Annotated in this window: 15 protein-coding genes; 6 read left to right on the forward strand and 9 right to left on the reverse strand. The window is 64.1% G+C overall.

Going from position 1 to position 24,412, the window contains the following annotated elements; genetic code table 11:
- Nucleotides 1-129: 129 nt before the first annotated feature.
- The 6 genes from KA354_00475 to KA354_00500 all read right to left on the reverse strand — a co-directional run bounded on the left by KA354_00475 (nucleotide 130) and on the right by KA354_00500 (nucleotide 8,839).
- Complete coding sequence (locus KA354_00475; protein MBP7933092.1) at nucleotides 130-1,467, reverse strand: DUF5009 domain-containing protein; 1,338 nt, start codon at nucleotides 1,465-1,467, stop codon at nucleotides 130-132.
- A 101-nt stretch (nucleotides 1,468-1,568) separates the two neighbouring features.
- Nucleotides 1,569-4,622, reverse strand: a complete 3,054-nt coding sequence (locus KA354_00480; GenBank protein ID MBP7933093.1) for a hypothetical protein — start codon at nucleotides 4,620-4,622, stop codon at nucleotides 1,569-1,571.
- 209 nt (nucleotides 4,623-4,831) lie between these two features.
- Nucleotides 4,832-5,917, reverse strand: coding sequence for a sulfate ABC transporter ATP-binding protein (locus tag KA354_00485; GenBank protein MBP7933094.1), 1,086 nt, complete (start codon nucleotides 5,915-5,917; stop codon nucleotides 4,832-4,834).
- On the reverse strand, nucleotides 5,907-6,785 hold the full coding sequence (cysW, locus tag KA354_00490) for a sulfate ABC transporter permease subunit CysW (GenBank protein ID MBP7933095.1): 879 nt from the start codon (nucleotides 6,783-6,785) through the stop codon (nucleotides 5,907-5,909). Before cysW ends, KA354_00485 begins: the two co-directional genes overlap by 11 nt.
- Nucleotides 6,786-6,843: 58 nt before the next feature.
- A complete protein-coding gene (gene cysT, locus KA354_00495; GenBank protein ID MBP7933096.1) occupies nucleotides 6,844-7,701 on the reverse strand; it encodes a sulfate ABC transporter permease subunit CysT in 858 nt (285 codons plus the stop codon).
- Nucleotides 7,702-7,783: 82 nt separating this feature from the next.
- Complete coding sequence (locus tag KA354_00500) at nucleotides 7,784-8,839, reverse strand: sulfate ABC transporter substrate-binding protein (GenBank protein MBP7933097.1); 1,056 nt, start codon at nucleotides 8,837-8,839, stop codon at nucleotides 7,784-7,786.
- A gap of 248 nt (nucleotides 8,840-9,087) precedes the next feature.
- Between KA354_00500 and KA354_00505 the strand changes: the two genes are divergently transcribed.
- Nucleotides 9,088-10,659: a sigma 54-interacting transcriptional regulator gene (locus KA354_00505; GenBank protein ID MBP7933098.1), complete on the forward strand. Its 1,572-nt coding sequence runs from the start codon at nucleotides 9,088-9,090 to the stop codon at nucleotides 10,657-10,659.
- A gap of 10 nt (nucleotides 10,660-10,669) precedes the next feature.
- Here KA354_00505 and nth read toward each other — a convergent pair whose 3' ends face one another.
- Entirely contained in the window at nucleotides 10,670-11,428 is a 759-nt protein-coding gene (nth, locus tag KA354_00510; protein ID MBP7933099.1) for an endonuclease III, read from the reverse strand.
- Between the two features lie 583 nt (nucleotides 11,429-12,011).
- On the opposite strand from nth, the gene KA354_00515 reads away from it, so the two are divergent.
- Entirely contained in the window at nucleotides 12,012-12,830 is an 819-nt protein-coding gene (locus KA354_00515) for a sigma-70 family RNA polymerase sigma factor (protein ID MBP7933100.1), read from the forward strand.
- Nucleotides 12,831-12,931: 101 nt separating this feature from the next.
- Here KA354_00515 and priA read toward each other — a convergent pair whose 3' ends face one another.
- Entirely contained in the window at nucleotides 12,932-15,217 is a 2,286-nt protein-coding gene (gene priA / locus KA354_00520; protein ID MBP7933101.1) for a primosomal protein N', read from the reverse strand.
- Between the two features lie 86 nt (nucleotides 15,218-15,303).
- Here priA and KA354_00525 point away from each other — a divergent pair, with 86 nt between their 5' ends.
- Together KA354_00525 and KA354_00530 are read left to right on the forward strand one after the other, a co-directional pair.
- A complete protein-coding gene (locus KA354_00525; GenBank protein ID MBP7933102.1) occupies nucleotides 15,304-16,263 on the forward strand; it encodes an ABC transporter ATP-binding protein in 960 nt (319 codons plus the stop codon).
- Entirely contained in the window at nucleotides 16,260-18,383 is a 2,124-nt protein-coding gene (locus KA354_00530) for a CPBP family intramembrane metalloprotease (GenBank protein ID MBP7933103.1), read from the forward strand. The genes KA354_00525 and KA354_00530 overlap by 4 nt, the downstream gene beginning before the upstream one ends.
- A 255-nt stretch (nucleotides 18,384-18,638) precedes the next feature.
- Here KA354_00530 and pyrF read toward each other — a convergent pair whose 3' ends face one another.
- Nucleotides 18,639-19,583 carry an orotidine-5'-phosphate decarboxylase gene (gene pyrF / locus KA354_00535; protein MBP7933104.1) on the reverse strand — a complete coding sequence of 315 codons (945 nt, stop codon included), beginning with the start codon at nucleotides 19,581-19,583 and terminating at the stop codon, nucleotides 18,639-18,641.
- Nucleotides 19,584-20,226: 643 nt separating this feature from the next.
- Here pyrF and tadA point away from each other — a divergent pair.
- Both tadA and KA354_00545 read left to right on the forward strand, forming a co-directional pair.
- Nucleotides 20,227-22,071, forward strand: a complete 1,845-nt coding sequence (gene tadA, locus KA354_00540; protein MBP7933105.1) for a Flp pilus assembly complex ATPase component TadA — start codon at nucleotides 20,227-20,229, stop codon at nucleotides 22,069-22,071.
- A gap of 6 nt (nucleotides 22,072-22,077) precedes the next feature.
- Nucleotides 22,078-23,952, forward strand: a complete 1,875-nt coding sequence (locus KA354_00545) for a CvpA family protein (GenBank protein ID MBP7933106.1) — start codon at nucleotides 22,078-22,080, stop codon at nucleotides 23,950-23,952.
- Nucleotides 23,953-24,412: the final 460 nt, after the last annotated feature.

Below are 24,412 nucleotides of genomic sequence, written 5' to 3' on the forward strand. Positions count from 1 at the left end.
CACTCTCCTTCGAAACGGCAAAACCGCCTTCCGGCGGTCGAACGCATCCACCGGCCGGCACCCTTCTCCACGCCCCACGCCCCATCCTCAACTCCCCGAGCCGCGGCCCCGCCGCAACGCCGGGTCCGCTCAAACCTTCAGGAAGACCTTCTTGCGATACAGGAAATACAGGAACAGCCAGACCAGCAGGAACTCGCCGGCCTGCATCAGCACCGGCCAGGCAGCCTCCGCCGCCCAGCGATGAACCGCCCCCTGAAAAAAGAAATCCGCCGCCGCCCGGAAATCAATGAACCGCTGCCCCACGTAAATGGTGATCGGATTGAGCCCGATGACGATGAACACAAACGACCACCGCCACAACCCGATCACGTCGATCACCAGGTAGAAGAGCCCTAGCAGTAAAAGGCTCCATCCGCCGGCATAAAGAACGAACGAGCTGCTCCAGAGGTTCTTGTTGATCGGGAACAGCGGCTTCCACTGCCGGCAAAACTCGGGCAGCCCGGCCATCGCCTGCCGCCAGGACTCGGGCAGACCGCTGAACAGGCCACCCCAAAACTCGGTCAGCCCCGGCAGGTCCCCGCCACCAATCACCAGACCCAGCAACAGACTCACCAGCCCCGCCGCCAACAGCCCCAACGCCTTGACCACCCCTCCGGGCCACGCCCCCCGCAGCCAACGCCCGGCCATCGCCCCCAGCAACGCCGTCGAAACCGCCGGAACCGTCGACAGCAGCCCTTCAGGATCGTGGTCCCCCCGGTAAAGCGCACCCGGAACCAGAAGCCGATCCACATACCCCGCCAGGCAGGTGGACTGGTCGTCCCATTGGCCCGCACCAACCCCAGGCACCGGGATGTACCTCAGGGCCGCCCAGTACGCCACCAGCAACCCAACGAATGACAGCAGCTGAACGCGAACCCCCGCGTTGATCACGATCACCGCCGCCAGGCCATACGCCAGGCCGATCCGACCCAGTACGCTGCAGTACCGCTGATGGGCGAAATCACACTTGAACAGGCCGTTCACCACCATCCCCAGGAACACCAGCAGCACGACCCGACGCGCGATTCGCCAGTAAAGACCCCCTTTGCCCTCGCCCCGCTCGAGCCGGGATACCAGGGCGAACGGCATGGTCACCCCGGAGATGAACAGGAACAGCGGGAAGATCAGATCCTCGAACTGGAAGCCGTGCCACTTCACATGCTCCAGCTGGCTGGTCACCGCCTTGAGACCCGGCGTCGACCAGTACCCGGCGATCGCCTCGATCAACGCCCCCCCGCCGATGATCCAGAACATGTCAAACCCGCGAAGAGCATCCAGCGACCGCAGCCGCGGCGACCGGCCCGCGGCCAACGCCGGAACCGGCGGCTTGACCCCCGCGACCGAGCCTCCAGACACGCCCTCCAGCGGAACGCTCGCCGTGATATCCTCTGGGTGCATCGCCAGAGACCCGGATGGATCAGTCGACATCGTCCCTCCTATCGGGAAAAGGCAACGGGCGCCGCAAACGGATGACCAAAGTCCGCCCGCGGCGCCCGCTACCATAGGAGAGACAGGCTCCCAAGTCCACCTCAAGGGGCGGTCACGATCACGTTGTCGTACACCACATAGCTCGCCGCCTGCGAGATGGAGGTGAACATGTCCATGTACCCGATCAGAATCTTGCCGCTGGGATACGAGGACGCGGCCCGAGCGGCAAGGATCGTGTCGTTGATCCGCCAGGTGACCAGCCCCCCCGCGTGAACAACATCAACCCGAGCCCAACCCCAACCGTTGCCCCCAGTGTTGCCCGGCGACCCCGCAATGAAAGACCTCGGGGCCGGGAACAACGCCGTGTACAACGCCGCCGCGGAATCCTGGCTCCCGCTGGCCGCCTGGAAACCGGCCGCCGTGGCGATCAGCTCAGTCACCCCATCATAAGCCCGGTAGTCCCGCACCGTGCCCCCGTCACCGGTCACCGCGAAAAGGTAGCCGGCCAACGTCGGCCCGGTCCCCGCTACCGCCGGGGGACCGTTCACACCCAGCGTCGGTACCACGATCGAACTGCCGTCACCGTTGATGCCGAACACCGCAAACTCGGTCGTGTTCCCCGTGCCATAATTGAGCCACAGGTCGAACGACAGCGTGTAGTCGCCGCTCAAGTCGGCGGAATCGGCATAGGCGATCGCCGCCTCGGTCGTCCCCGTGCCGTCGTCATTCACCGACATGAACACGCCCTTCCTGGATCCGCTCATGCTCCGCGGGGCCGAGGGAATCCCAAGCCCGCCATAGTCGAAGTCGAAGTTGACGGTGCTGTCGGCACTGGTCGTCTTCAGCGTCCACCGACCGGCCGACGCGCCGCTGTCAAAGTCGTCCCGGTAGAGAACGTGGGCCCCGCATACCGCGTCGGCGGGAACGTCCGGCCCGCTGCCGTCCGCACAGGCCACGAACAGGGCCAGGTCGCCATGGTCGATGTTGCCGTTCCTGTCCCGATCGAAGCAGCCGCAGGCTTCGGCGTCGTAGCCGCCTTCGGCACCCGTGTAGCAGAGCTGGAAGGCGCCAAAATCGACCTGATCGACATCGCCGTCGTCGTCGCCATCCGCCCACGGGAAGTTGCACAACTTGGGCAGAATGTTGAGCGTGATCGTGTCGCTGGTCGTGGTGTTGCCGCACCAATCTGTGACCTCGCACAGATACTGGACGCCGTGGTCCGCCGCCTTCGCCGTCCCCAGCTCAAGGGTGGGCGAGTCCGTGCCCACCGGCGTCGTGGTCCCGTTGAAAACCCTCTTCCACTGGTAACTGAGCACCGGGTCCGTCGTCACGCCGCTGGCCGCGACCAGAGTGAGCGGAACAATGGCGTCCCCCGCGCGATACCCGGCGCCCAGCGGTTGGGTGCTGATCGTCGGAACCCCGAAAATGGTCAGGACCGCCGGCTGACTGACAGTCACGCCGTTGTCGTCACAGACGTTCACGGTGATCTGGGCGTTGTGGTCGCTCGCAGTCACGCCGGTCAGCGCCAGGGTGGGCGAACCGTTCCCGCTCTGACCGGGAAGCTCCGTGCCATTCTTGTTCCAGCGGTACTTGAGCGTGCCAGAGCCGGTGGCACTCACGGCGAACGAGGCGCTGCCGTTCGAGCAAATGCTGACGCCGGCCGGCTGCTGATGGATGGTCGGCCCGCCGGCCCCGGCACCGGACAGCCGGAACACCGGGGAGGTGGTGGTGAAGCTGTGGACCCCCGTGGGCGGCGACCAGACGCGGACACGCTCCTTGCTGCGGTTGGCCACGTAGACGTTCCCGGCGGCGTCGAAAGCAGAGTCGGTGTTGGTGGTGGAGGAGGCGGTATCAAAGAAGAACGAGGCCTCAATGCTCCGGGAATCGGTGTTGAAGATGATGATCAGACCCTGAGCCGCGGTCGGCGTGGTCTGGGCCCGGTTGGTGGCCAGAACCAGTCGGCGGGCCGCCGGGTCGAACGCGATGCTCTGCGTTCCACGCAGCGGATCGGTCAGCGAGTCCGCAGCCAGTTCGGGCACGGAACTCCAGAGAATGGCCCCGCTGGCATCCAACTGCATGAGACTGGGATAGAGCTCCCCGGCAATGCCGGAACGATACTGACTGACCCAGAAGGTGCCGTCAGCGGCTTTCACCAGCGCCGCGGTGTAGTTCACGATCCTGTTCTGGGCAACCTCGTCATCGTAGAATACCGTGGGGGGTGTGGAAGTCATGGCCGCCGTGCCGATCGGGTACATCCAGATGCTCCCGGCTCGATCGGCCGTGCCTCCGCCCAGGAAGTCCTCGTCGATCGTGTAGATCACCCGCTCGGCCCCCGTCCCCAACACGATCATGTCCGAGATGCTGCCGTGAACACCATTCAGCCCGGTACTGCTCCGATCCGTACTGTCCAGGACCTCCGTCGCCACGATGACGTCCGGGTCGGCCACCCACAACCCGGCGTGGGCATCGGACCAGTCGCCGATGTACAGCCGGTCCTCACCGTCCAGGGCCAGTCGGAGCGGGCTGTTCGACGAGCTCGTACCCCAGTCAACCCCGCCGGTCAACGCGGTATCCCCCTGCCCCACGGCATCAGAGAAGTCGGCGTTCATCACGTAGACGCCGTCGTTCATGGGCCGCAGGGCGACCGTCTTGGTGGCGTTGCCCTGCGATACGTAAATCCGTCCATAGTACGGACTCGCCGGGTTGGTGTTGACCGCCACACCCATCGGGACACCAAAGTTGTTCTGCACCGAATCCGTGCTGATCAGCGTCCACGCGGCGTAGCCGTCGTCCGCGGTGACAATGTCGACCTTGTAGTCGCCGTCCGGCACCAGCTGGCCGAGATCATCCTTCTTGTCCCAGATGAAAACCTGCATGCCCTTGGCCTGGCTGACAATGGCCACGGTTCGCACCACCGTGCCGTCACCCGCCCGGCGAATCTTGACGGTCACACCGGGGTTGACCCCGTCGCCGTCGGCGTTCTCGTTGAGCACGTAGCGGATGGCCACCGGATCGCAGGTCAAAATGTTGAGATCGTCGTCCAGGACCTTGAGCCCGGACGGATAAACGTTGGCCCGGGCGGGCGCCGAAACCATGGCCGCACAGAGGGCTAAAACCATTGAAAACAGGTATAAAGCTCTATAAAGAGTTACCACGGCGGTGCTCCTTTCCAGCTCGAGAGATGCCCGGATGTGTCCACACGGTGGGCACGGCCGGCTTCCCTCGAAGCCTCCCGACCACGGGTCGATCCGGTCCCTTCAGTGTAGTGGGACCGGCGCGGCGGGTCAACGCAAAACGCCCGCCCCGCGCCCGGAAGAACGCGTCCCCGGGAAACCGCATCCCGGCCTTGCCCCCCGGCAACGGCTCAGGCCGGGACGCCCGCCGACTGGTTGTCCACGAACACGTTGATCTCCCGCGGAGTGACGAAGACCGTCTGGCTGACCGCCAAGCCGAGTTCCCGGTAGCGGTCGTGGGGAAGCTCGACATGAACGCTCTGGCCGGTGTCGGAGAGGAGTTCGATCTTGACCTGCGGGGCGGCGGCGTTGATATGCAGGATAGTGGCTCGGAAGCCGGGCTTGCCTCCGGCCTCCAGGGCGAGGTCGAAATGATAGGGCCGAACCAGACCTCGTGCCGGCAGAACAACGTCGGTCGGGCTGTCGGAGTACTCCACCTCCAGCGGCCCGAAAATGGCCTTGTCGCCCTCGATCCGACCGTGAAAGATGTTGACGTGACCGAGAAACTCAATGACGAACTCGCTGCACGGGCGGTGAAAGACCTCTTCCGGTGTACCGGTCTGTTCGATGCGGCCCTCGTTCATGATCACCACGCGATCGGCAACCTCGAGGGCCTCCTCCTGGTCGTGAGTGACGAACACACTGGTCACATGCAACTCGTCGTGCAGGCGGCGCAGCCAGCGGCGGAGTTCCTCCCGGATCCGGGCGTCCAGAGCCCCGAACGGCTCGTCCAGCAGCAGGAGCTTGGGCTCGATGGCCAGGGCCCGGGCCAGGGCGACTCGCTGGCGCTGGCCGCCGGACAACTGCCCGGGGTATCGGTCGGCCAACCAATCGAGCTGCACCAGCCTGAGCAGCCGCATCACCCGCTGGCGAATCTCAGTCTTGCTCGGCCGCTGCCGGGCAGGTCGAACCCGCAGCCCAAAGGCCACGTTCTCGAAGACCGTCATGTGCCGGAAGAGGGCATAGTGCTGGAACACGAAGCCGACCTGCCGCGAACCCGCGTGACTGACGGTCACATCCTCGCCGTTGAGCAGGATCAGCCCCTCGCCGGGATCGGGAACTTCGAGACCGGCGATGATTCTCAGCAGCGTGGTCTTGCCCGAGCCGGACGGCCCGAGCAAGGCGACCAGTTCGCCGGTCCTGACTTCCAGGCTGACATGCTTGAGCGCCCCGAAGTCACCGAAGTGCTTGGTCACGTTGCGAACTTCAATACTCATGGCTCGGCCCTCGCTCGGCTGATTCCTGGGCCAGCTGCTGCTTGAACCGCCACTCCGCGAGGCTCTTGAGCGCCAGGGTCACCAGAGCCAGACAGGCCAGGAGTGACGCCACGGCGAAGGCCCCGACAAAGTTGTACTCGTTGTAGAGGATCTCTACGTGCAGAGGCATGGTGTTGGTGACGCCCCGAACGTGCCCGGAGACGACCGAGACCGCCCCGAACTCGCCCATCGCCCGGGCGTTGCACAGAATGACGCCGTACAGCAGCCCCCACTTGATGTTCGGCAGGGTCACCCGGAAGAAGGTCTGCCACCCGCTGGCCCCCAGCGAGACCGCCGCCTCTTCCTCCTCCGTGCCCTGAGCCTGCATCAACGGGATCAGCTCGCGGGCGACGAAGGGAAAGGTCACGAACACCGTGGCCAGGATGATCCCGGGCACGGCGAAGATGATCTCCACGTTGTGCCGGGCCAGCCAGGGGCCAAAGTAACCCTGCATGCCGAAGAGAATCACGTAGATCACCCCGGACACCACCGGCGAAACCGCAAACGGGAGATCAATCAGCGTAATCAGCACGCTTTTGCCGACGAACTCGAACTTGGCGATGGCCCAGCTGGCGGCCACCCCGAAGACCAGATTCAGGGGCACGGCAATGGCCGCGGTCAGCAGGGTCAGCCGGATGGCGGCCAGGGCATCCGCGTGGGCCAGGGCACCGAAATATGCGTGGACACCCTTGGCCAGAGCCTGGCTGAAAACCGCGGCCAGGGGGACGAGCAGGAAAAGCCCGACGAAACCCATGGCAATACTGGTGAGCAGCACCCGGACCCAGAGCGGCTCCGTCGTCGCCCGGTCAGGGAGCTGAGTCGGTCTCATCGCGTTGGCGAGTTGTCCGATCTGCACGCTTCGCTCCACCCGCGTCCGAGGACGCCGCCTAGTGCCCCTGCCCGGAATGCCGCCGAACGCTCCATCGCTGCAGGCCGTTAATTACTAAAAGGAGGCTAAAAGAAGCAAAGAGGATCAGTACCGCGATGGCCGTCGCCCCGGCGTAGTCAAACTGCTCGAGCTTCATGACGATCAGCAGGGGCACGATTTCGGTCTTCATCGGCATGTTGCCGGAAATGAAGATGATCGACCCGTACTCGCCCAGGGCCCGGGCCAGGGCGAGGGTGTAGCCGGTCAGCAGGGCCGGCCAGAGTTCGGGGAGGATCACCCGCCAGAGGGTCTGCCAGCGGCGAGCCCCCAGGCTGGCGGCCGCCTCCTCAAGCTCCGGTTCGAGGTCTTCCAACAACGGCTCGATGGTTCGCACCACGAACGGCAAGCTCACGAAGGTCATCGCCACGATGACGCCGAGCGGGGCGAAGGCGACCTTGATACCGACCGCTTCCAGGAAATGCCCCAGGACACCGTTGCGGGAGTACACCGCGGTCAAGGCGATGCCGGCCACCGCCGTCGGCAGGGCAAACGGCAGATCGATCAGCGCGTCCACCAGCCGCCGGCCGGGGAAACGATAACGCACCAGCACCCAGGCCACGATCAAGCCGAAAACCAGGTTGACCGTGGCCGAGATCGCCGCGGCTCCGAAGCTCAGGCGAAACGCGGCCAGCACGCGGGAATCGGTGACCGTTTCCCAGAAGGAGCTCCAACCCGCGGTCGAGGTCTTCAGGAACAGCCCGGCCAACGGAATGAGCACGATGAGGCTGAGGTAGGCGATGGTGAATCCCAGGGTCAGGCCGAAACCCGGCAGCACGCTTCGCTGCTTGAGCGTCGGCCAGGAGGAGCAGGAGGCGATGCCAGGTCCGTCGGGCCAGGGCGCTCCTCCCGTCATGCCAACGGTCCCGACAGCTCCGCCTTCACCGTTCACGTTTCGGGCCTCACTTGGACGGCTGATAGATCTGGTCGAAGATGCCCTTGTCCGCGAAGTGGATTCTCTGTGCCTCCGCCCACCCGCCGAAATCACCGTCGATGGTCAGCAGGGTGAGGCTGGGGAATCGACTGGCGTACTTCTCGGCCACGGCCTTGTCCCGCGGGCGGTAGTAGTGCTTCGCGGCGATCTCCTGGCCCTCAGTCGAATACAGGTACTCGAGATAAGCCTTGGCCACTTCCGCCGTGCCATGGCGCTCGATGTTCTTGTCCACGAAGGCCACCGGCGGCTCGGCCAGGATGCTGATCGACGGGGTCACCAACTCGACCTTGTCCTTGCCCAGTTCATCGATGGCCAGGAAGGCTTCATTCTCCCAGGTGATGAGCACATCGCCGATCTCCCGTTGCACGAAAGTGGTGGTCGAACCGCGGGCCCCGGAGTCGAGCACCGGCACGTTCTTGAAGATCCGAGAGACGAGTTCGCGGGCCCTGGCCTCGTTACCACCCGGCTGCCGGAGTGCGTAGCCCCAGGCGGCCAGGTAGTTCCACCGGGCCCCGCCCGAGGTCTTGGGGTTGGGGGTGATGACCGAGATCCCCTCCTTCGCGAGGTCATCCCAGTCCTTGATGCCCCTGGGGTTGCCCTTGCGTACCAGGAAAACGACCGTGGAGGTGTAAGGGCAGCTATTGTCCGGGAGTCGTTTCTGCCAACCGGCGGGCAGGAGCCTCGCCCGAGCGGCGATCTCATCGATGTCGTAGGCCAGAGCCAGCGTGACCACGTCGGCCTGCTGGCCATCGATGACCGCCCGAGCCTGCTTACCCGACCCCCCGTGCGACTGGCGCAGGGCGACCGTCTGGCCGGTCTTGGCCTTCCACATGCGGGTGAAGGCCCCGTTGAACTCCTGGTAGAGCTCTCGGGTGGGGTCATAGGACACGTTCAGGAGGACCGCTTCCCCGGCAGCCGGTCCGGGTTGACTGGCGGCCGGCTCGGCGTTGTCGTCGCAACCGGCGAGGGTGCCTGCCACCACGGCCCAGAAGGCCAAAGCAATGTACCCTCTTCCGATCGACATTCATCGACTCCTTAGGCCACAGGGCGGGCATCAGGACCAGGGTCTCGCCGCGCCGGGGCGTACTCGTCTGGTCGTCGGGCATATGGCACTGCAATTGCCATACCACGACGGCAGATGGCGATGTTATCGCAACCTAGGGGCAAACGCAAGAGGCAGAGTCGAGAGACGCCCTTGACAACTCCAGCTTATTTGATAGGTTGTGATGATATATGATAGATAATCAATCATATAATATGGGATGATCTGCGATGCGTAAGTTCATGCCGTTGTTGCTCGACATCTGGCGGGAAGCGTGTCGGCACATTGAGATTAGCGAGTCGGTCGATCGTATTACGCCGATACTTGCTCAGCGGGTGCCGGTGAATCGGGTGGTCGTCCGGCGGCTCGATTTGCAGCGATGCTGTGTGGAGACGGTGGCCGTCGGACAGGCCGTGTCGGACGCCGCTGCGGAGTCAACGCGGAGTGAGGGTACCAGCGAGCGGTTCGAGGGGGTTGTGAACTGGTGTCGGCGGGGCGAGGTGCTGCGTGGCCCGGTGGATGAGGTGGAGGGTCTTCTGCCGGGGCTGCTGCCGGCCGGACTGGAGGGCGAGGTTCTGGCCGGTGGGTTGCGGATTGACGCCGAGCCGGTTGGAGTTCTGATTCTGGTGGGTGGAACGGTAGGCATTTTCCGCGGCGAGCATGAGAGCATCATGCGGGCGCTGCTTGAGCCGTTTGCCATGTCGTTGGAGAACGACCACCAGCTTCGAGAGTTGACCCGTCTCCGGGAAGCCGCGGAAGCCGATCGCCGATCGCTTTTGTCCCGGCTGGGTCGCCAGGACATCAGTGACTCGGTGGTGGGCGCGGAGACCGGACTTCGCGGCGTTTTGGAGCGGGTTGAGCTGGTCGCCCATTCGGACGTGCCGGTGCTGATCCTGGGCGAGACCGGTTCCGGCAAGGAGGTGGTTGCTCGGGCGATCCACAATCGGTCGCGGCGGACGGGTGGTCCGTTTCTGCGTGTAAACTGTGGAGCGTTGCCGCCGGAGCTGATCGACTCGGAGCTGTTCGGCCACGAGCGCGGCAGCTTCACGGGGGCGGTGGCCATGCGTAAGGGTTGGTTTGAGCGGGCCGACGGCGGGACGTTGTTCCTGGATGAGATGGGTGAACTGCCCGCCGCCGCGCAAGTTCGGCTGCTGCGTATTCTTCAGGACGGTTCTTACGAGCGGGTTGGCGGCCAGCGTCAGCTCCATGTTGATGTGCGGGTCGTGGCGGCCACGAATCGTGACCTGCACCAGATGGTGGCCGACGGCCTGTTCCGTGAGGATCTCTGGTACCGGATTGCGGTATTTCCGATCCGCATTCCCCCGCTTCGCGAGCGGATCGAGGATATTCCCGCCCTGGCGGCCCATTTCGCGCTGCGGGCCGCCCAGCGGCTAGGGACGCCCTCGCTGGTACCCGCGCCCGAGGACAACAATCTGCTGGTGGCGTATCCGTGGCCGGGGAATGTGCGTGAACTGGCCGCGGTGATCGAGCGAGCGGCGATCCTGGGGAACGGGCATCGGCTGGAAGTGGCCAAGGCGTTGGGCGTGGGGATGTCCCTGCCCTCGCCGCGGGCGGCCGTCGCCGGGGAGTCGGCCACACGATGGTCACATCGAGGGGAACTGGCCACGCTGGACGCGGCCATGAAGACTCACATCGAGCAGGCCTTGCTTCGCACGCGGGGACGGATCGAAGGGCCGCATGGCGCCGCCCGTCTGCTAGACATCAATCCGCACACGCTCCGGGCGCGCATGCGCAAACTCCAGGTCGACTGGAGCCACTTCAGGCCACTGGAAGCATCATAATCCAGAGGGTTTATGGCTCATCCAGGCCGGCGGACGGGCACAGCTTCGCCAGACCGCAAGCCCCGCAGTTCGGCTTGCGAGCCGAACAGACTCGACGTCCATGCCAGATCAGGGCATGGGATGTGTAGGTCCATTCCGCGCGGGGCAGAACCTGCATCAAGTCCTGCTCGATCTTGACGGCGTCCTTCTCATCTCTGCTCGACCAAGTCAGTCTTAAGCGATGGGCCAGCCGGCCAACGTGGGTATCGACGACCACGCCTTCCTCTTTGTGGAACCACGTGCCCAACACGACGTTGGCCGTCTTGCGGGCCACGCCGGGCAACTGGGTCAGCTCGTCCATGGTCTGGGGCACCTGGCCGCCGAACCGCTCGACGATTCTGCGGCAGGCCCCAATGATGCTCTTGGTCTTCTGCCGGAAGAAGCCGGTGGAGTGCACCACGCGTTCGATGTCGGCGGGATCGGCGGCGGCCAGCGTCTCCGCGTTGGGATAGGCGGCGAAGAGAACGGGCGTGACCTTGTTGACCATCTCGTCAGTGGACTGGGCTGAGAGGATCGTGGCGATGAGCAGCCGCAGGGCGGAGTCGTGCTGAAGGGCGCACTCGGCGTGCGGGTAGAGTTGCCTGAGGCGTTCGAGGATCTTGGCCGTCCGCTTTTTCCGAGCCTCGAGGCTCTCGGCCGTGTTGCCTCGCCCGAGGCTGGCCTTGCCCGACCGGGCCTTGACCTTGGAGGTTGGGGTTCGTTTGCGGCTTCGCGGAACCGATCGGCTCATCTTATCCTGCTCCTTGAGGCGATCCTGCCCTCATGAGGTTCCAACGTCCGCCGGGGCGACGCTTGGTGCGTCCGGTGCCTTGGCCGCCCGGCGAGTCCGCCCACCGCCCGGCGCGTGCCGCGGGATCATCCATTCGTATTCGGTGCTCCGAGCACTCTAGCAGGTCAAGGATTGGATTTCGAGGACCCCGGCGGGCAGATGTTGGGTGTCAGACCGGGCATCGGCCGCAGCGGCTCAGGCCGAGCTGCCTCCTGGGCTACCAGCTCCAACGGATGAAGTACAAAAGAGAGATGGACCTGGCACGGGGTAAGAACCACGTCCGATAAGCCCCCCGCGAGCACCGTCCGTTCTGTATTGCTTTTCCACGGAAACGCTTTAACGATTGTATTGAGAACCACTTACATTCACCGATCGTATTGCAGGTATGAAACGTGGTAGCCTGGGTTCGGAATGGGACGTCCGAATTGTACAACTTTTTTTGGAGAGCCCTTGTAACCGTACCGAAATGGTGCTATATTTAATCGTACCAAAGTGGTCCTAGATTCTTGAGGACTGAGCTGTCTTGAAAGGTACAGGCGAGACTATGGTACACACGAAAGCCCCAGCCAAGAGTGCGTCGGGTCGTCATCCGGGGTCGAACGAACCCGAGGCTCGACCTCTGTGGTATGCCGCGAACGCGATGATTCGCACCAAGGCCGCTTGCGAAGACACGATCCGGTTGGCGGATCGAATTTGTTCGACGGAGTTGGGTCCGGTCCCGGACGAGCAGGAGTTGTTCATTGCCCTCCACACTGCGGCCTATCAAGCCTCTCGACCGGTGAACCAGCGTCGTTCGGCCAGGTTGGAGCGCGAGGCCTGGACTGAGCGATGGGAGGCCATCCGGGAGTTCATCGTTGAGCAGAACCTGGGGCTGGTTTATTCGATGATTGGGCGATTCGGTTCCCGGCACATGGACGAGGACGATCTTCAGAGCGAGGCCATGTTTGCCCTATCGAGGGCGGTGGACCGCTTCAATCCGTGGCGGGGGTACAAGTTCAGCACCTACGCGTGCAACGTCATTGCCCGGGCGCTGATGCGTCGGGGGAAGCAGGAGACTCACTACCGGCGGCTGTTCCCCGTTCAGCACGATCTGAGTTTCGAGCGGCCGGAAGGCATGCCCGACCTTGACGCGGGGTTGTACGTCGAGCGGTTGCAGCGCGTTCTGGACAGGAATTTGGGTGAGCTGACCGACCTGGAAACGCAGATTCTCTCGCATCGTTTCCCGCCGGAAGAGGAGTCGCGACTGACGTTTCAAGAGATCGGGGAAGTGATCGGTTTGAGCAAGGAGCGTGTCCGGCAGATTCAGAACATCGCCCTGATCAAGCTGCGGGGCGTACTGGATCTAGATCCGGTGCTGCAATAAACGCCGGGATGGTCGGAGGGCGCGGGTTATGATCCGTGCCCGAAGCGGAGTTCCGGGGAGGAGTAGCGGGCGACCGAGGAGTTGGCCGCTACTCGCGGTTTTTACAGGAGAGATACGGGGTCCACATCGATGAGCACATGCCTGGTGGAGATCTTGATGACACCCTCCTTGCGGAGCCGATCGACCACTTCCATGAGCCGGTTGGCGTTGGCCGCTCGAATGAGCAGGTCGTATCGATAGCGGTTTTTGAGTCGGGACAAGGGGGCGCTCTGGGGTCCCAGAACCTCAGCAGCCATCTGAAGGTTGACGAGGAATTGGCGGAGGGTTTCAGCGGCTTCCATGGCGAGTTGAGCCGCCTGGCTCTGGCTCGGGTCAGAGACGACCAAGCGAGCGAGGCGGGTGAACGGAGGCCACCCGAGGGCCTGGCGGATGCCGAGTTCGTGCCGAGCGAACGCCGGGTAGTCGTGTGTCGTCGCGAACTGAAGGGCGGGCGTTCCGGTCATGAACGTCTGAACGATGACCCGGCCGCCGGCCTCTGCCCGCCCAGCGCGTCCGGCCACCTGGGTAACCAGTTGGAAGGTTCGTTCTGCCGCCCGGAAATCAGGGATTGCCAGTGACGTGTCCGCGTTGACGACGCCCACGAAGGCCACGGATGGGAAGTCCAGGCCCTTGGCGATCATCTGCGTGCCGAGCAGGATGTCGAGCTGATGCTCGGCAAAGGCTTTCAGCACGCGTTTGTATTCCTCGAAATGGGTCATCGTATCGCTATCGGCGCGGGCGATCCGGGCGGTAGGGAATTTGCGGTGCAGTTCTTCTTCGACGCGTTGCGTGCCCATTCCGAAGCGTACCAGTGTTCCGCCGCAGGACGCGTCGCCGCAGCGCCTGGGGACCACGATGCGGGTATTGCAGTAATGGCAGACCGCCTTCTCGGTGGTCTGATGGAAGACCATGTTGACCCGGCATTGTGGGCAGACGATCGGGCGGCGGCAGCGAGTGCAGACCAGGTAGTTCGCATATCCACGACGGTTGAGCAGCAGGACCGCCTGCTGTCCGGCGTCGAGCGTCTCGGCCAACAGCGATTCCATGCGTGGAGAAAGAAGGTGGATGCCTTTGCGTTCGCGCTGGGCCAGGCGCATGTCGGCCAGTTCGACCGCGGGCATCGGCAGGCCGGAGATACGTGCGGGCAGGAAGATGCGCTCGAAGTGGGCGAACCGATCGCAGTTGTACCAGGTTTCGAGCGACGGCGTCGCCGAGCCGAGCACGACGGGAATGGAGGTCATCTGCGCGCGTTTGATGGCCACGTCGCGGGTATGGAACCTCGGTGACTGCTGGTTCTTGTAGCTACCCTCCTGTTCCTCGTCGAGGATGATCAAACCGAGATCGGGACAAGGGGCGAAGACGGCGCTCCGGGTACCGATGATCACTCGCTTGAGTCCCCGGGCGATGGCCGACCAGGTCAACGAACGCTGCACGCCGGTCAAGCCGCTGTGAATGACCGCGACATCGCGGAACCGGCTCACCAGGCGATCGACGAGATGCGTGGTCAAGGCGATTTCGGGCACCAAGAGGATGGCCTGCCGCCCGGCGGCCAGGACTGAGCGGATGGAGTGGATGTAGACCTCGGTCTTGCCGCTGCCGCTCACGCCGTAGAGCAGGACGGTCTTGAACTGACGTGTGCCGGCCAGAGCGGAGACCCGCTGGATGGCCTCCTTCTGGGGGGTGTTGAGTTGGAAATCCGGTTCCGCGCCCGGCCGGTCGAAGTTCGGGGCCGGAGCTGGTTCACGCCGGGTCTCGACGGCCAGGAGGCCGGCCTTGACCATGGCGGTCAGGATTCCCCGGGTCACGTTCGCTCGGGTGCAGAGGGTCTCCTCGTCCATGGGTTCCTCTTGGCTGGCGAGGGCCTTGATGACTTCCTGGCGCCGGGTCGAACGAAGGGCCTTGTGGGGTGGCGAGCTGGCGTCGTCGTGGAGTGGCCGATAGCCTCGGACGGTGTGGAAGCCGCTCTGGTCGCGGATCGAGGCCGGCACCATGGCGGACAAGGTTCGGCCCAGGGGGCAGGCGTAGTAGCGTGAGATCCACTGGCCCAGTTCAAGAAGTCGGTCGCTGAGCAATCGCTGGTCGTCCAGGACCTCGATGACCGGCTTGAGGGTGCTGGTCCACGGCTCGGGTGCGACGGAGACACAGAAGGCGGTTGCGGGGCGGGCTTTCCTGCCGAAGGGGACGGTGAGGCGTTTGCCGGGCATGATCTGGGCGGCGAGGGTGTCGGGCACGCTGAAGCTGTAGAGCTTGTCGACGGCCGCCAGCATCGCGACCCGGGCGACGGGGCCGATGCGCACCTCGGGCGACTCGGTCCAAAGACGGGCTTGAGCATCGGGGGCCGGCGTCACTAGCTTGATCCTCGAATCATCGTGCGTCTGGCAGTATAAGAGAGAGGTTGCCCCACAGGTAGGTGGCAGGCCGGGGAGCGAAGCCGATGGCCGGCCTGATTCGTGGCGTGGGCCGTTTGGGGTGCCGTACGGCCGGGCCGGGCAGCCGTGCGGGCGACCGCCGGCTGGGCTACTGGGCGGAATCGGGAGTCCGCATCTTGAGTCATGTTGAAGTGCGCGATCTGGTCAAGAGCTTTCCGACCGTGGACGGTCAGGAGAAGCTGGCGGTGGCCGGGATCAGTTTCCAGGTGTCGGCCGGTGAGATTTACGGACTTCTGGGTCCCAACGGAGCAGGCAAGACCACCACGCTGCGCATTTTGGCAGGCCTGATGCGGCCGACGAGCGGTCAGGTACTGATCAACGGTCACGACGTATGCGTTGACTCGTTCTCCGCGAAGAAGTGCATCGGTTTCCTCACTGCCAACGCGGGGCTGTATCAGCGGCTGAGTCCCCGCGAACTGCTCCCCTATTTCGGACTGCTCAACGGCATGGAGATGCCGCTCATTGAGGAGCGGGTCAACAAGCTGATCGGCTGGCTGGATATGGATGAGTTTGCCGACACGCGCTGCGGGGCTTTGTCCACCGGTCAGAAGCAGCGGACCCACATCGCCCGGGCGCTGATCGCCGATCCGCTGATTCTGATTCTGGACGAGCCGACACTCGGGCTGGATGTACTCACGAACCGGATCATCCTCGACTTCATCCGACAGGAGCGGCAGCTCGGCAAAGCCATTCTGCTGAGCACCCATTATCTGGACGAGGCCGAGCGACTCTGTGACCGGATCGGTCTTCTCCACCAGGGCCGTCTGATTGCCGAGGGCGACATGCCCGCCCTGCGGGCGCTGAGCGGCTGCCAGCGGCTGACGGACATCTTCCTCAAGTTGGTGGACCACAAGTCGGAGATTGCCCCTCGGGCGGTCGAAGGCGCGGCGGCCACCGATGCCCTCCGCGTGGCCCAGGCGGAGCCTCTCTCGCAGACCGCCCCATCACAGGAATCCGCCTCATGAGCCGCATCCAGCAGTTCCGGGTCATCTACCGCAAGGAACTCACGGACATCCTCCGCGATCGGCGGACGCTGATGGCCATGATCCTGATCCCGGTGGTGCTCTACCCGGTACTGATGCTTGGTTTTGTCTGGGCGGCTCAAGCGGAGCGGGCGTCGCTCCGGACCCAGCAGTACACGATTGCTGCCGGCGATGCGGTGACTGCGGAGCATTTGAGGGAGCTGATCCACAGGGCTCAGGAGGCTCGCCCGCCATCGGAGGAGAAGCGAGCGACCTTCGTGGTCGAGGTGCAGGACACCCCGGACGAGAAGCTCGGTGATATCATCCAGGCTCGTGTGGACCTCGATTTCCCGGAAGGGCCTCACGCTCAGCCCGCGGTACTGAACATCCGTATCCGTTACAGTGAGGTCAACGTCCGCAGCCGAGCGGCCATGGAGGAACTCAGCCACCTGCTCGGCCAACTCCGCGAGGTTCTTGCCCGCGACTCGATCCAGGAACTGCTCGACAAGATGGTCCCTTCGCTGCCGGGCTCGGTCAATGCCCAGACCATCCTCAAGCCAATCGAGATCACGGCGAGTTCGACGGCCACCGACCAGCAGCGGGGTGGGTGGGCTCTCGGGCAGATCATTCCCATCATTCTGGTGCTCATGACCATCACTGGGGCGGTCTATCCGGCCATCGACCTGACCGCGGGCGAACGCGAGCGCGGCACGTTGGAAACGCTCATGGCCACGCCCACGTCGCCGCTCACGCTCATCGTCGGCAAGTTCCTGGTGGTAGCTACCATCGGGCTGGCCACGGCGACGCTGAATCTGGCCAGCGTCGGAGCGACGATGCACTTCGGCGGTCTGACCCATGCCTTGACCTCGGAGATGCCGGTTCGTTTCCCGATCGGGATCTTGCCAGTTGTTCTGCTGTGCATGGTACCGTTTGCCCTGCTGTTCTCGGCGATCCTGGTGGCGGTGTGCAGTTTCGCTCGGACCTTTAAGGAGGCCCAGAATTACGTCATGCCGGTGATCATCGGGGCGTTGATTCCGAGTGCCGCCGTGACCCTCCCTTCGGTTCGACTCGAAGGTCCGATGCTGGTCCTGCCGGTGGGCAACATGGTGCTGCTGGCTCGCGAGCTGTTCCAGCAGACCTACGCCTGGAGCAGCGTGGCCGTGGTCATGCTCTCGACCACGCTCTATGCGGCGGCCGCGATCGCCCTGGCCGCCCGGCTGTTTGGCCAGGAAGCGGTGCTGTTCGTCGATGTCGGCTCGTACAAGACGCTGATCCGCCGGCGGTTTATGCGGCCGTCGCCGGCTCCGAGCATGTCTCAGGCGTTGGTGCTGGTGGCCTTGTTGTTTCCGGTTTCTTTTTATGCCCAGAACGTTCTTTTTGGCTCTTCGGTAGAGAACCTGCTGCACAAGCTGAAAGTCCTTGCCGTCATGCAGTTCGCCGGGCTTTTCGCGGTTTTGCCGTTAGCGGTCTGCGGCTACCTCAAGATCGATGTGGTCAATACGTTCCGGCTGCGTTTTCCGCCGGCCAAGGCGTGGCTGGGCGTGATTCTGCTGGGATCATCGAGCTACCTGCTGGCCCACCGCTTCGTCCAGGCCCAATCCTGGCTGACGCCGCCATCGGACGCGTTGAGACAGTACGAACAGCAGATCAATGCCCAGCTGGGGGCCGCTCCGCTCTGGCTCATGGTTCTCCTGCTGAGCCTGACTCCGGCGATCACGGAGGAACTGCTGTTTCGTGGTTTTCTGCTTCGCGGACTGTCAGCCGGGCTTCGCAAGTGGTCCGCGATCGTCGTGGCGGCGGTCATCTTCGGTGTGTTCCACTTCATGGTGGAGCGTATGCCGCTGGCCACGCTGCTGGGCGTTGTTCTGGGATACGTCTGCTGGCAGACGCGGTCCGTTCTGCCGGGCATGCTGATGCACGCGATGCACAACGCCTGGCCGCTGGTCGTGTCGTCCCTCGACGAGCGGGTGCCGCGTTTCCTGGGGATGGCCGAGGGCCACCATCCGTCGTGGGCCGTCAGCCTCACCGTGCTGCTCGGCGCCCTGCTGGCCTTCGTCGCGGGCATCTTGATCGTGCGGAGTGCTGCAAGGACGGAGGCCGTCGATCAGCACCCGGCGTGGTGAAGTCTCTCAGCCGAGGCCGGCGTGGCGGTGAGGCCCCGAGCCTGCCGCGGGGCGGACGGCAGCGGGAGGACGATCCTGCCCGGAGCGTGGTGCATGCCGTACCGTCAGCCCACCGGTCTGGGCAGCGGACGCACCTGATCGCATGTCGGATGTAGGCGAACGAGGGTGCGGGTGGTGACGCGTCGAGCAGCGTGGCGGCCCGAGTGGCCCCCCGAGGATCCTCATTCCCGGCAGAACGGATTCGATTTGGAGCACTCAGCTTGGCCGGACGCTGTTGACTTCGGAGATGAAGTCCTTGCAGGCCTGCTCGATGCACTTGTCCCACTCGGAGGTGAAGCGCTCGACGTACTTCATGTTCTCGTAGGCGTAGATCACGCTTCGGGAGGCGGTGATGAGGGCGCCGGTGCCGTCCAGCTTGAAACAGGGCACGATGTCCTCGGCCTTGCCGCCCTGGGCGCCGTATCCTGGCACGAGGAAGATGGACTTGGGCAGCATGCTTCGGAGCCGCAGAGTCTGCTCGCGATCCTTGGCGGCGACCACCGCACCGAGGCAGCTGTAGCCGCACTTGCCGATGAGGCTCGGGTCGCTTGCCCACAGGGTGACCTGTTGGGCGATCAGTTCGGCCACGCTCTGGCCGTTCTCGAACCGAGCGTTCTGGATGACATCGGCCGACTCATTGGTCGTGCGAACCAGGGCGAAAACGCCCTTTTGCTGCTCGCGGGCCACATCCAGGAAGGGCTTGACGCCGTCCAGACCGAAGTACGAGGCCACGGTCACGGCGTCTGGGCCGGTCAGGCTGTCCATATCGGTGAAATCGGGCTCGGCCAGGGCGGAATGGGCGTACAGTTCCGCCGTCGAGCCGATGTCCCCGCGCTTGCAGTCGCCAATAACCAGAAGCTTGGCGTCGCTGGCTTCCTGGATCAACTCATAGTAGGCCTCGACCCCTTCCCAGTAATAGCGCTCGAAGAAAGCACTGTTGATCTTGACGGCGGGAACCAACGGGGTCACGATCTTGATGACACGGCGGCAGAACTCCAGGACGGCGTCTAGAGCGGCCTCGGAGTCGGTCTCATCGTTCAGGTCTTTCTGTTCGGTGATTTCGGCCGGCAGCTTGCTGTACACCGGATCGATGCCCACGCAGACAGGGGCGTTCTTGGCCTTGATGGCCGCCAGGAGTCGGTCCGCAAAGTTATCCGGCACGGCAGTGTCCTTTCGTGTGTTGACTTTCCCCTGCCAACTGCAGCCAGTTCGTCAGACTGGGCAGTCTAGCCTCGCCCTCCCCGACCCGCAAGCGGCAAACAGGCGGAATTGTGGCGCGTTTCCGACCGTGGTGCGGGTGTTGGCCGGACTTCGATCACACCTTGGAGTCTGCCGCGAGTCAGCGGACTCCCGTTCGACGGTGAGCAGGAGGTTCAGGGTTGTCGAGCGTGCCCGGAGGGGTCGCCGTACGCACCGGGTCCATTGAGGTGTTCGTTAACCTCTTCCTGGTCAAAAGGTTGAGGTTGGTCCCAGGTGCGGTCGTTTGGTCCTGCTGATCTGAAGGGCAGGCTGACCGCTCGCTCATCGCTCTCGAATCCGGACGCTACCGACGGCGACGATGGCCCGGGTGTTGGGCGTACTGGACGGCAAGAGGACGGGATACTGAGCGCGCAAGCTGGTACCGCGATGGGTGCGGTGTCTTGGAGTGGTCGATGGAGCGGCTCGATACCACCCATTGGGCCATTGTGGGCGGTTCCCTATTCACATTCCCGGCGGGCGAGTATCATGGTGGCTTACGGCTGGGGCCGCGTGGGCGGCTCAGCGGCCGGCGGCAAGGTTACTGTTCGCTTTCAGCGGAGCTTCCATGCGAGTGCCCTCAAGCAAGCCGACCAGGGGATGGTGGGCAGGCGTGGTCCTGGGTGCATGGCTGGTAGGCCAGGACACGGCCTTGGCTGCTGGCCCCTTGGCCGAATTGCCCGAACCCGGCGGGTACACCAGTTGGATTCGCATCCTCGTCATTCTGGTCATGATGGTGCCCTGGCTGCTTTTCTGCCAGTGGGTGGACAAGGACGCGCTCTTTGTCCGGCGGGTGAACCAGACGATGTGGAACGTCATTGTTCTGGCCGGCGGTGTGATCGGGCTGATCGTCTGGCTGTTCCTGCCCTGGCGGACCGCAGGCCTGTTCGCGGCCGGATTCGGCTTGTGGCTGGTCATCACAGCCACGAGTTGTGCCATGTACGTGGTGGTACGGAACGGGGTGGTCGATCCCAGCGCCCGGGTCTTTACTCCCAAGCACATCAAGTCCTGGTTTGCGAATCTCGGCAAGAAGCAGGCTGACAGGCATGCGGTTGAGGAGCGAGTCAAGCTGGTAGCCTGCGACGGGCGGAAGATTCCGGTCCCGGACGATCCGGCCAAAGCCGAGCCCTACGAGGCCGCTCAGATTCTGCTTCACGACGCTCTCTGGCGGCGGGCCACGGAGGCGGAACTGGTGGTGACGGCCAAGGGTGTGAAGCTGGCCTATCGCATTGACGGGGTGGCCACGCCGCGAAGCGATCTGATCGACCGGGACAACGCCGAGCGGGCTCTCTTGTTCATCAAGCAGATCGCCGGGCTGGACATTACCGAACGGCGGAAGCCGCAGACCGGCGAGATCCGGGCCTCGATCGGCGGCGACCGCGGGATGACTGAAGTCGACGTCCAGACCAGCGGGACCACCCAGCATGAGCGACTCAGCCTGAAGATTGTCGGTGAGGAGACCAAGCTGCGGCTTCACGATCTGGGCATGTCGCCTTCGGACCTGGAGAAGTTTGAGAGCCAGGTGAGGCAGCCCGGGGGGGGGCTGTTCCTGATCAGCGGTCCGGCGGGCAGCGGCGTAACCTCCACGCTCTACGCCGCCCTGCGATCCCATGACGTCTTCATGCAGAACCTGCTGACTCTTGAGCGTGAGCCGCTCATGGAGTTGGAGAACATCACTCAGAACATCTATGACTCGACCAAGCACGAAGGCAGCTATGCCCGGCAGCTCCAGACCGTGCTTCGCCGCGAACCGGATGTGGTCATGGTCAGTGACTGTCTGGACCGTGAGACGGCCCATTTGGCGGCCAAGGCAGCCAAGGATGGCAAGCGCATCTATCTGGGGATCCAGGCGAAGGACAGTTTTGACGCGCTGAAGAAGCTGGTCAGCCTGGCCGGCGATACCGACACCGTGGCCTCGGTGATCAAGATGGTCACCAGCCAGCGACTCATCCGCAAGCTGTGCATCGCCTGTCGGGTGGCCTACAAGCCGGACCCACAACTCCTCCAGAAGGCCAATCTGGCGGTCGGCAAGACCCAGCAGTTCTTCCGCCAACCCAAGCCGGAGGAACTGGTGGACGAGAAGGGCAAGCCCCGAATGTGCGCCAACTGCCAGAACAGCGCCTATTACGGCCGGACCGGTCTATTCGAGGTCCTCACGATCGACGACACCATGAGGGACCTGATCAGCCGGGGCCAGTCGATCAACGAACTCCGAGCCCAGGCCCGCAAGAACGGGATGCTGTATCTCCAGGAAGTCGGCCTGCAGAAAGTGATCGAGGGAATCACGGGCATGAACGAGATGCTTCGAGTGATGAGAGACGAGGAGAACTCGCCACCTCCCGCCGCTCCGGCGGCCGGCAAGGGCGGGGACAATCCTCCGGCGGCCCCCGCGGCCCCCAAGAAGGGAGCGTGAGCCAGTATGTGGTTTTCGCTATTCGCTGTGGTCCTGATCCTGACGATCACTTTCTTCCAGGGGCTGCAGGGCCTGTTCAGCGCCGTGATCTCCTGCTTCCTCACCATCATGGCCGTGGCCCTGGCGTTCGGGCTCTACGAGGACATCTACTACGCTTTTCTCCTGGAGCGCCAACCGGATCACGGGCGGGCCTTTGCCCTGATGGCGGTATTCATCTTGTCGCTGCTGATCCTTCGAACCGTGTTCGACATGCTGATCACCGGCAACATGCGCTTTCCGATCCTGGTGGACCGGATCGGAGGCGGCGTGGTGGGCCTCTTCACCGCGATGCTGATCGTCGGCACGCTGGCCGTCGGGCTGCAGATGCTGCCGTTCGGCACGACTTTCCTGGGCTTCAGCCGGTACCAGCCCGTCGACAAGAGTACCGGCCAGATCCTGGCCTCGACTTCTGACAAACCCGAGGAGGTTCGCAGCTACCCGACCAAGATCAACTGGAGCACGACCGAACTGCGACCACGAAGCATGTGGCTCAGTCCCGACGGACTCACGGTATCGGTGGCCTCGCACTTGTCGGGCAACGCCCTCCACGGCCGTACATCCATGGCCACCATCTACCCCAACCTGCTCCACAGCCTGTACGCCGCCCGATCGGGCTATTTCCGCGAGACCCGGCATGCGGTACCGGCCGGCGTGGTCCGGGTCGAGCGGTATGACAATCTGCCGCCCCGGTCTCTCTACCTCCGGGAGAGCCCCAAGGAGGGATCCAGATCGAACGAGACCCCGATCACGCTGAAGCTCAGCACCGAACAGCCGGCCCCCGGTCACAAGTGGGTCGTCGTTCGAGTGACGATCGATTCCGCCGCTCGAGACGAAGACAACGTGCATCGGTTCACCACCGAGCAGGTCCGGCTGGTGGGCGGTGACAAGGCGGACGGCCCGGCCAAGGAGTACTTCCTCGTCGGGGTCAACCTTCCGCATCTGCCGCGATGGGTCAGGTTGTACCGCGGGGAGCAAGTCACCCGCGACAGCGATCAACTGAAGGTTGACTGGATCTTCGAGGTGCCGGACAACCCGGGCTTCCAGCCGCGCTTCGTGGAGTTCAAGCAGAACGCCCGGGCGGAGATTCCGGTCCAGGTCGTCGATCCGAAGAAGCCCAAGGCGGCACTGACCCCGCTGTCACCGGCCGTCAAGAAGACCGGACCGGAGGGTGATGACCACAAGGAGGGGGTGGCGCCCGAAGGTGGGGCTGACACCGGGTCGGGAGGCGGATCGAACACCGCCCCACCGCCTCCGCCGGGAGGGGACCGCATCTCCGGCCTCGGAGCCGCCCGAAAGGAATCGACCTTCAGTGATCAGCTGCCTTTCGCGCTGGTCAACTACAACGGACAGGATCTCCAGTTGTCCAACGGAACCCTGAACGGCGGGCGGGTCAGAGCGACGCTCAATCCCGATTGGACGCCCAAGGCAGGCAGCGAACCGTCCATCGAGAGGTTCCAGGTACCCGAAGGCAAGGTCATGCTCCAGCTCAGCGTGGAGAAGCTGCAGCCGCAGAGCTGGCTGGGGAGCATTTACGGCGGCATGATCGACAACATCGGTGACTTCTACATGATCGATGCCAAGGGTACCAACTACCGGCCGGCGGGAAGCTACGCCATGGCAGTGGTCGGCGGCCAGGCCCGATTCGAGCTGATCTACCTGGATGACGTCGCCCGAGACATGGCTCGTCTGCCCAAGTTCGAAACCATCAAAGCATCCCACATGGTGGGCAACTACTCCGTCTACTACCTGTTTCATGTCCCCCCCGGGACCCAGCCGGCCAAGCTGCACACCGGGCGAACGAACGTTGACCTGAGCGCCCTCAATCTCGTCGCCCCAGGATGATGGCGTGCCCTGGGTAGAGTGGCCGGCCGAACAAGTCTGATTCCTCCTCTCCTGAGCGACCGGTCTGCAGCTTGGTCTGCCCTGCTTCGCTCTCTTCACTTGTGATGTTCGACCGCTCGCTGTTGCCTTTCTCCTCGCCCGGTCGTCCTGTGCGGTGGATCCCGAAGAGGCTGAACCGCTGTGGACGGAGGGGAACGCGAGCTTTGCCCCCACGGGCCCACTCCCTCCCGCACCGGATGGGCGATTGTCCCAACGCGAGCGGCTCAGTTGCGTCGGCCGGGTGAGTCGGTGACCGCCGGTGGCCGAAGACGGTGACAGGCGGGTGCCTGGTTTCCGGAGGGAGAGCGCGGACGAGCCCGCCCGGGTGTCGGGCTGCGCGAGTCCCCCCGGGGGCGAGCACGATCTGGTCGCCCTGCGCCGCGAATCGACAACCTTGCTTCCAGGGGCTACATTCCACCGC

Source organism: Phycisphaerae bacterium (genome assembly GCA_018003015.1).
In the GTDB taxonomy this organism is placed as follows: Bacteria; Planctomycetota; Phycisphaerae; order UBA1845; family PWPN01; genus JAGNEZ01.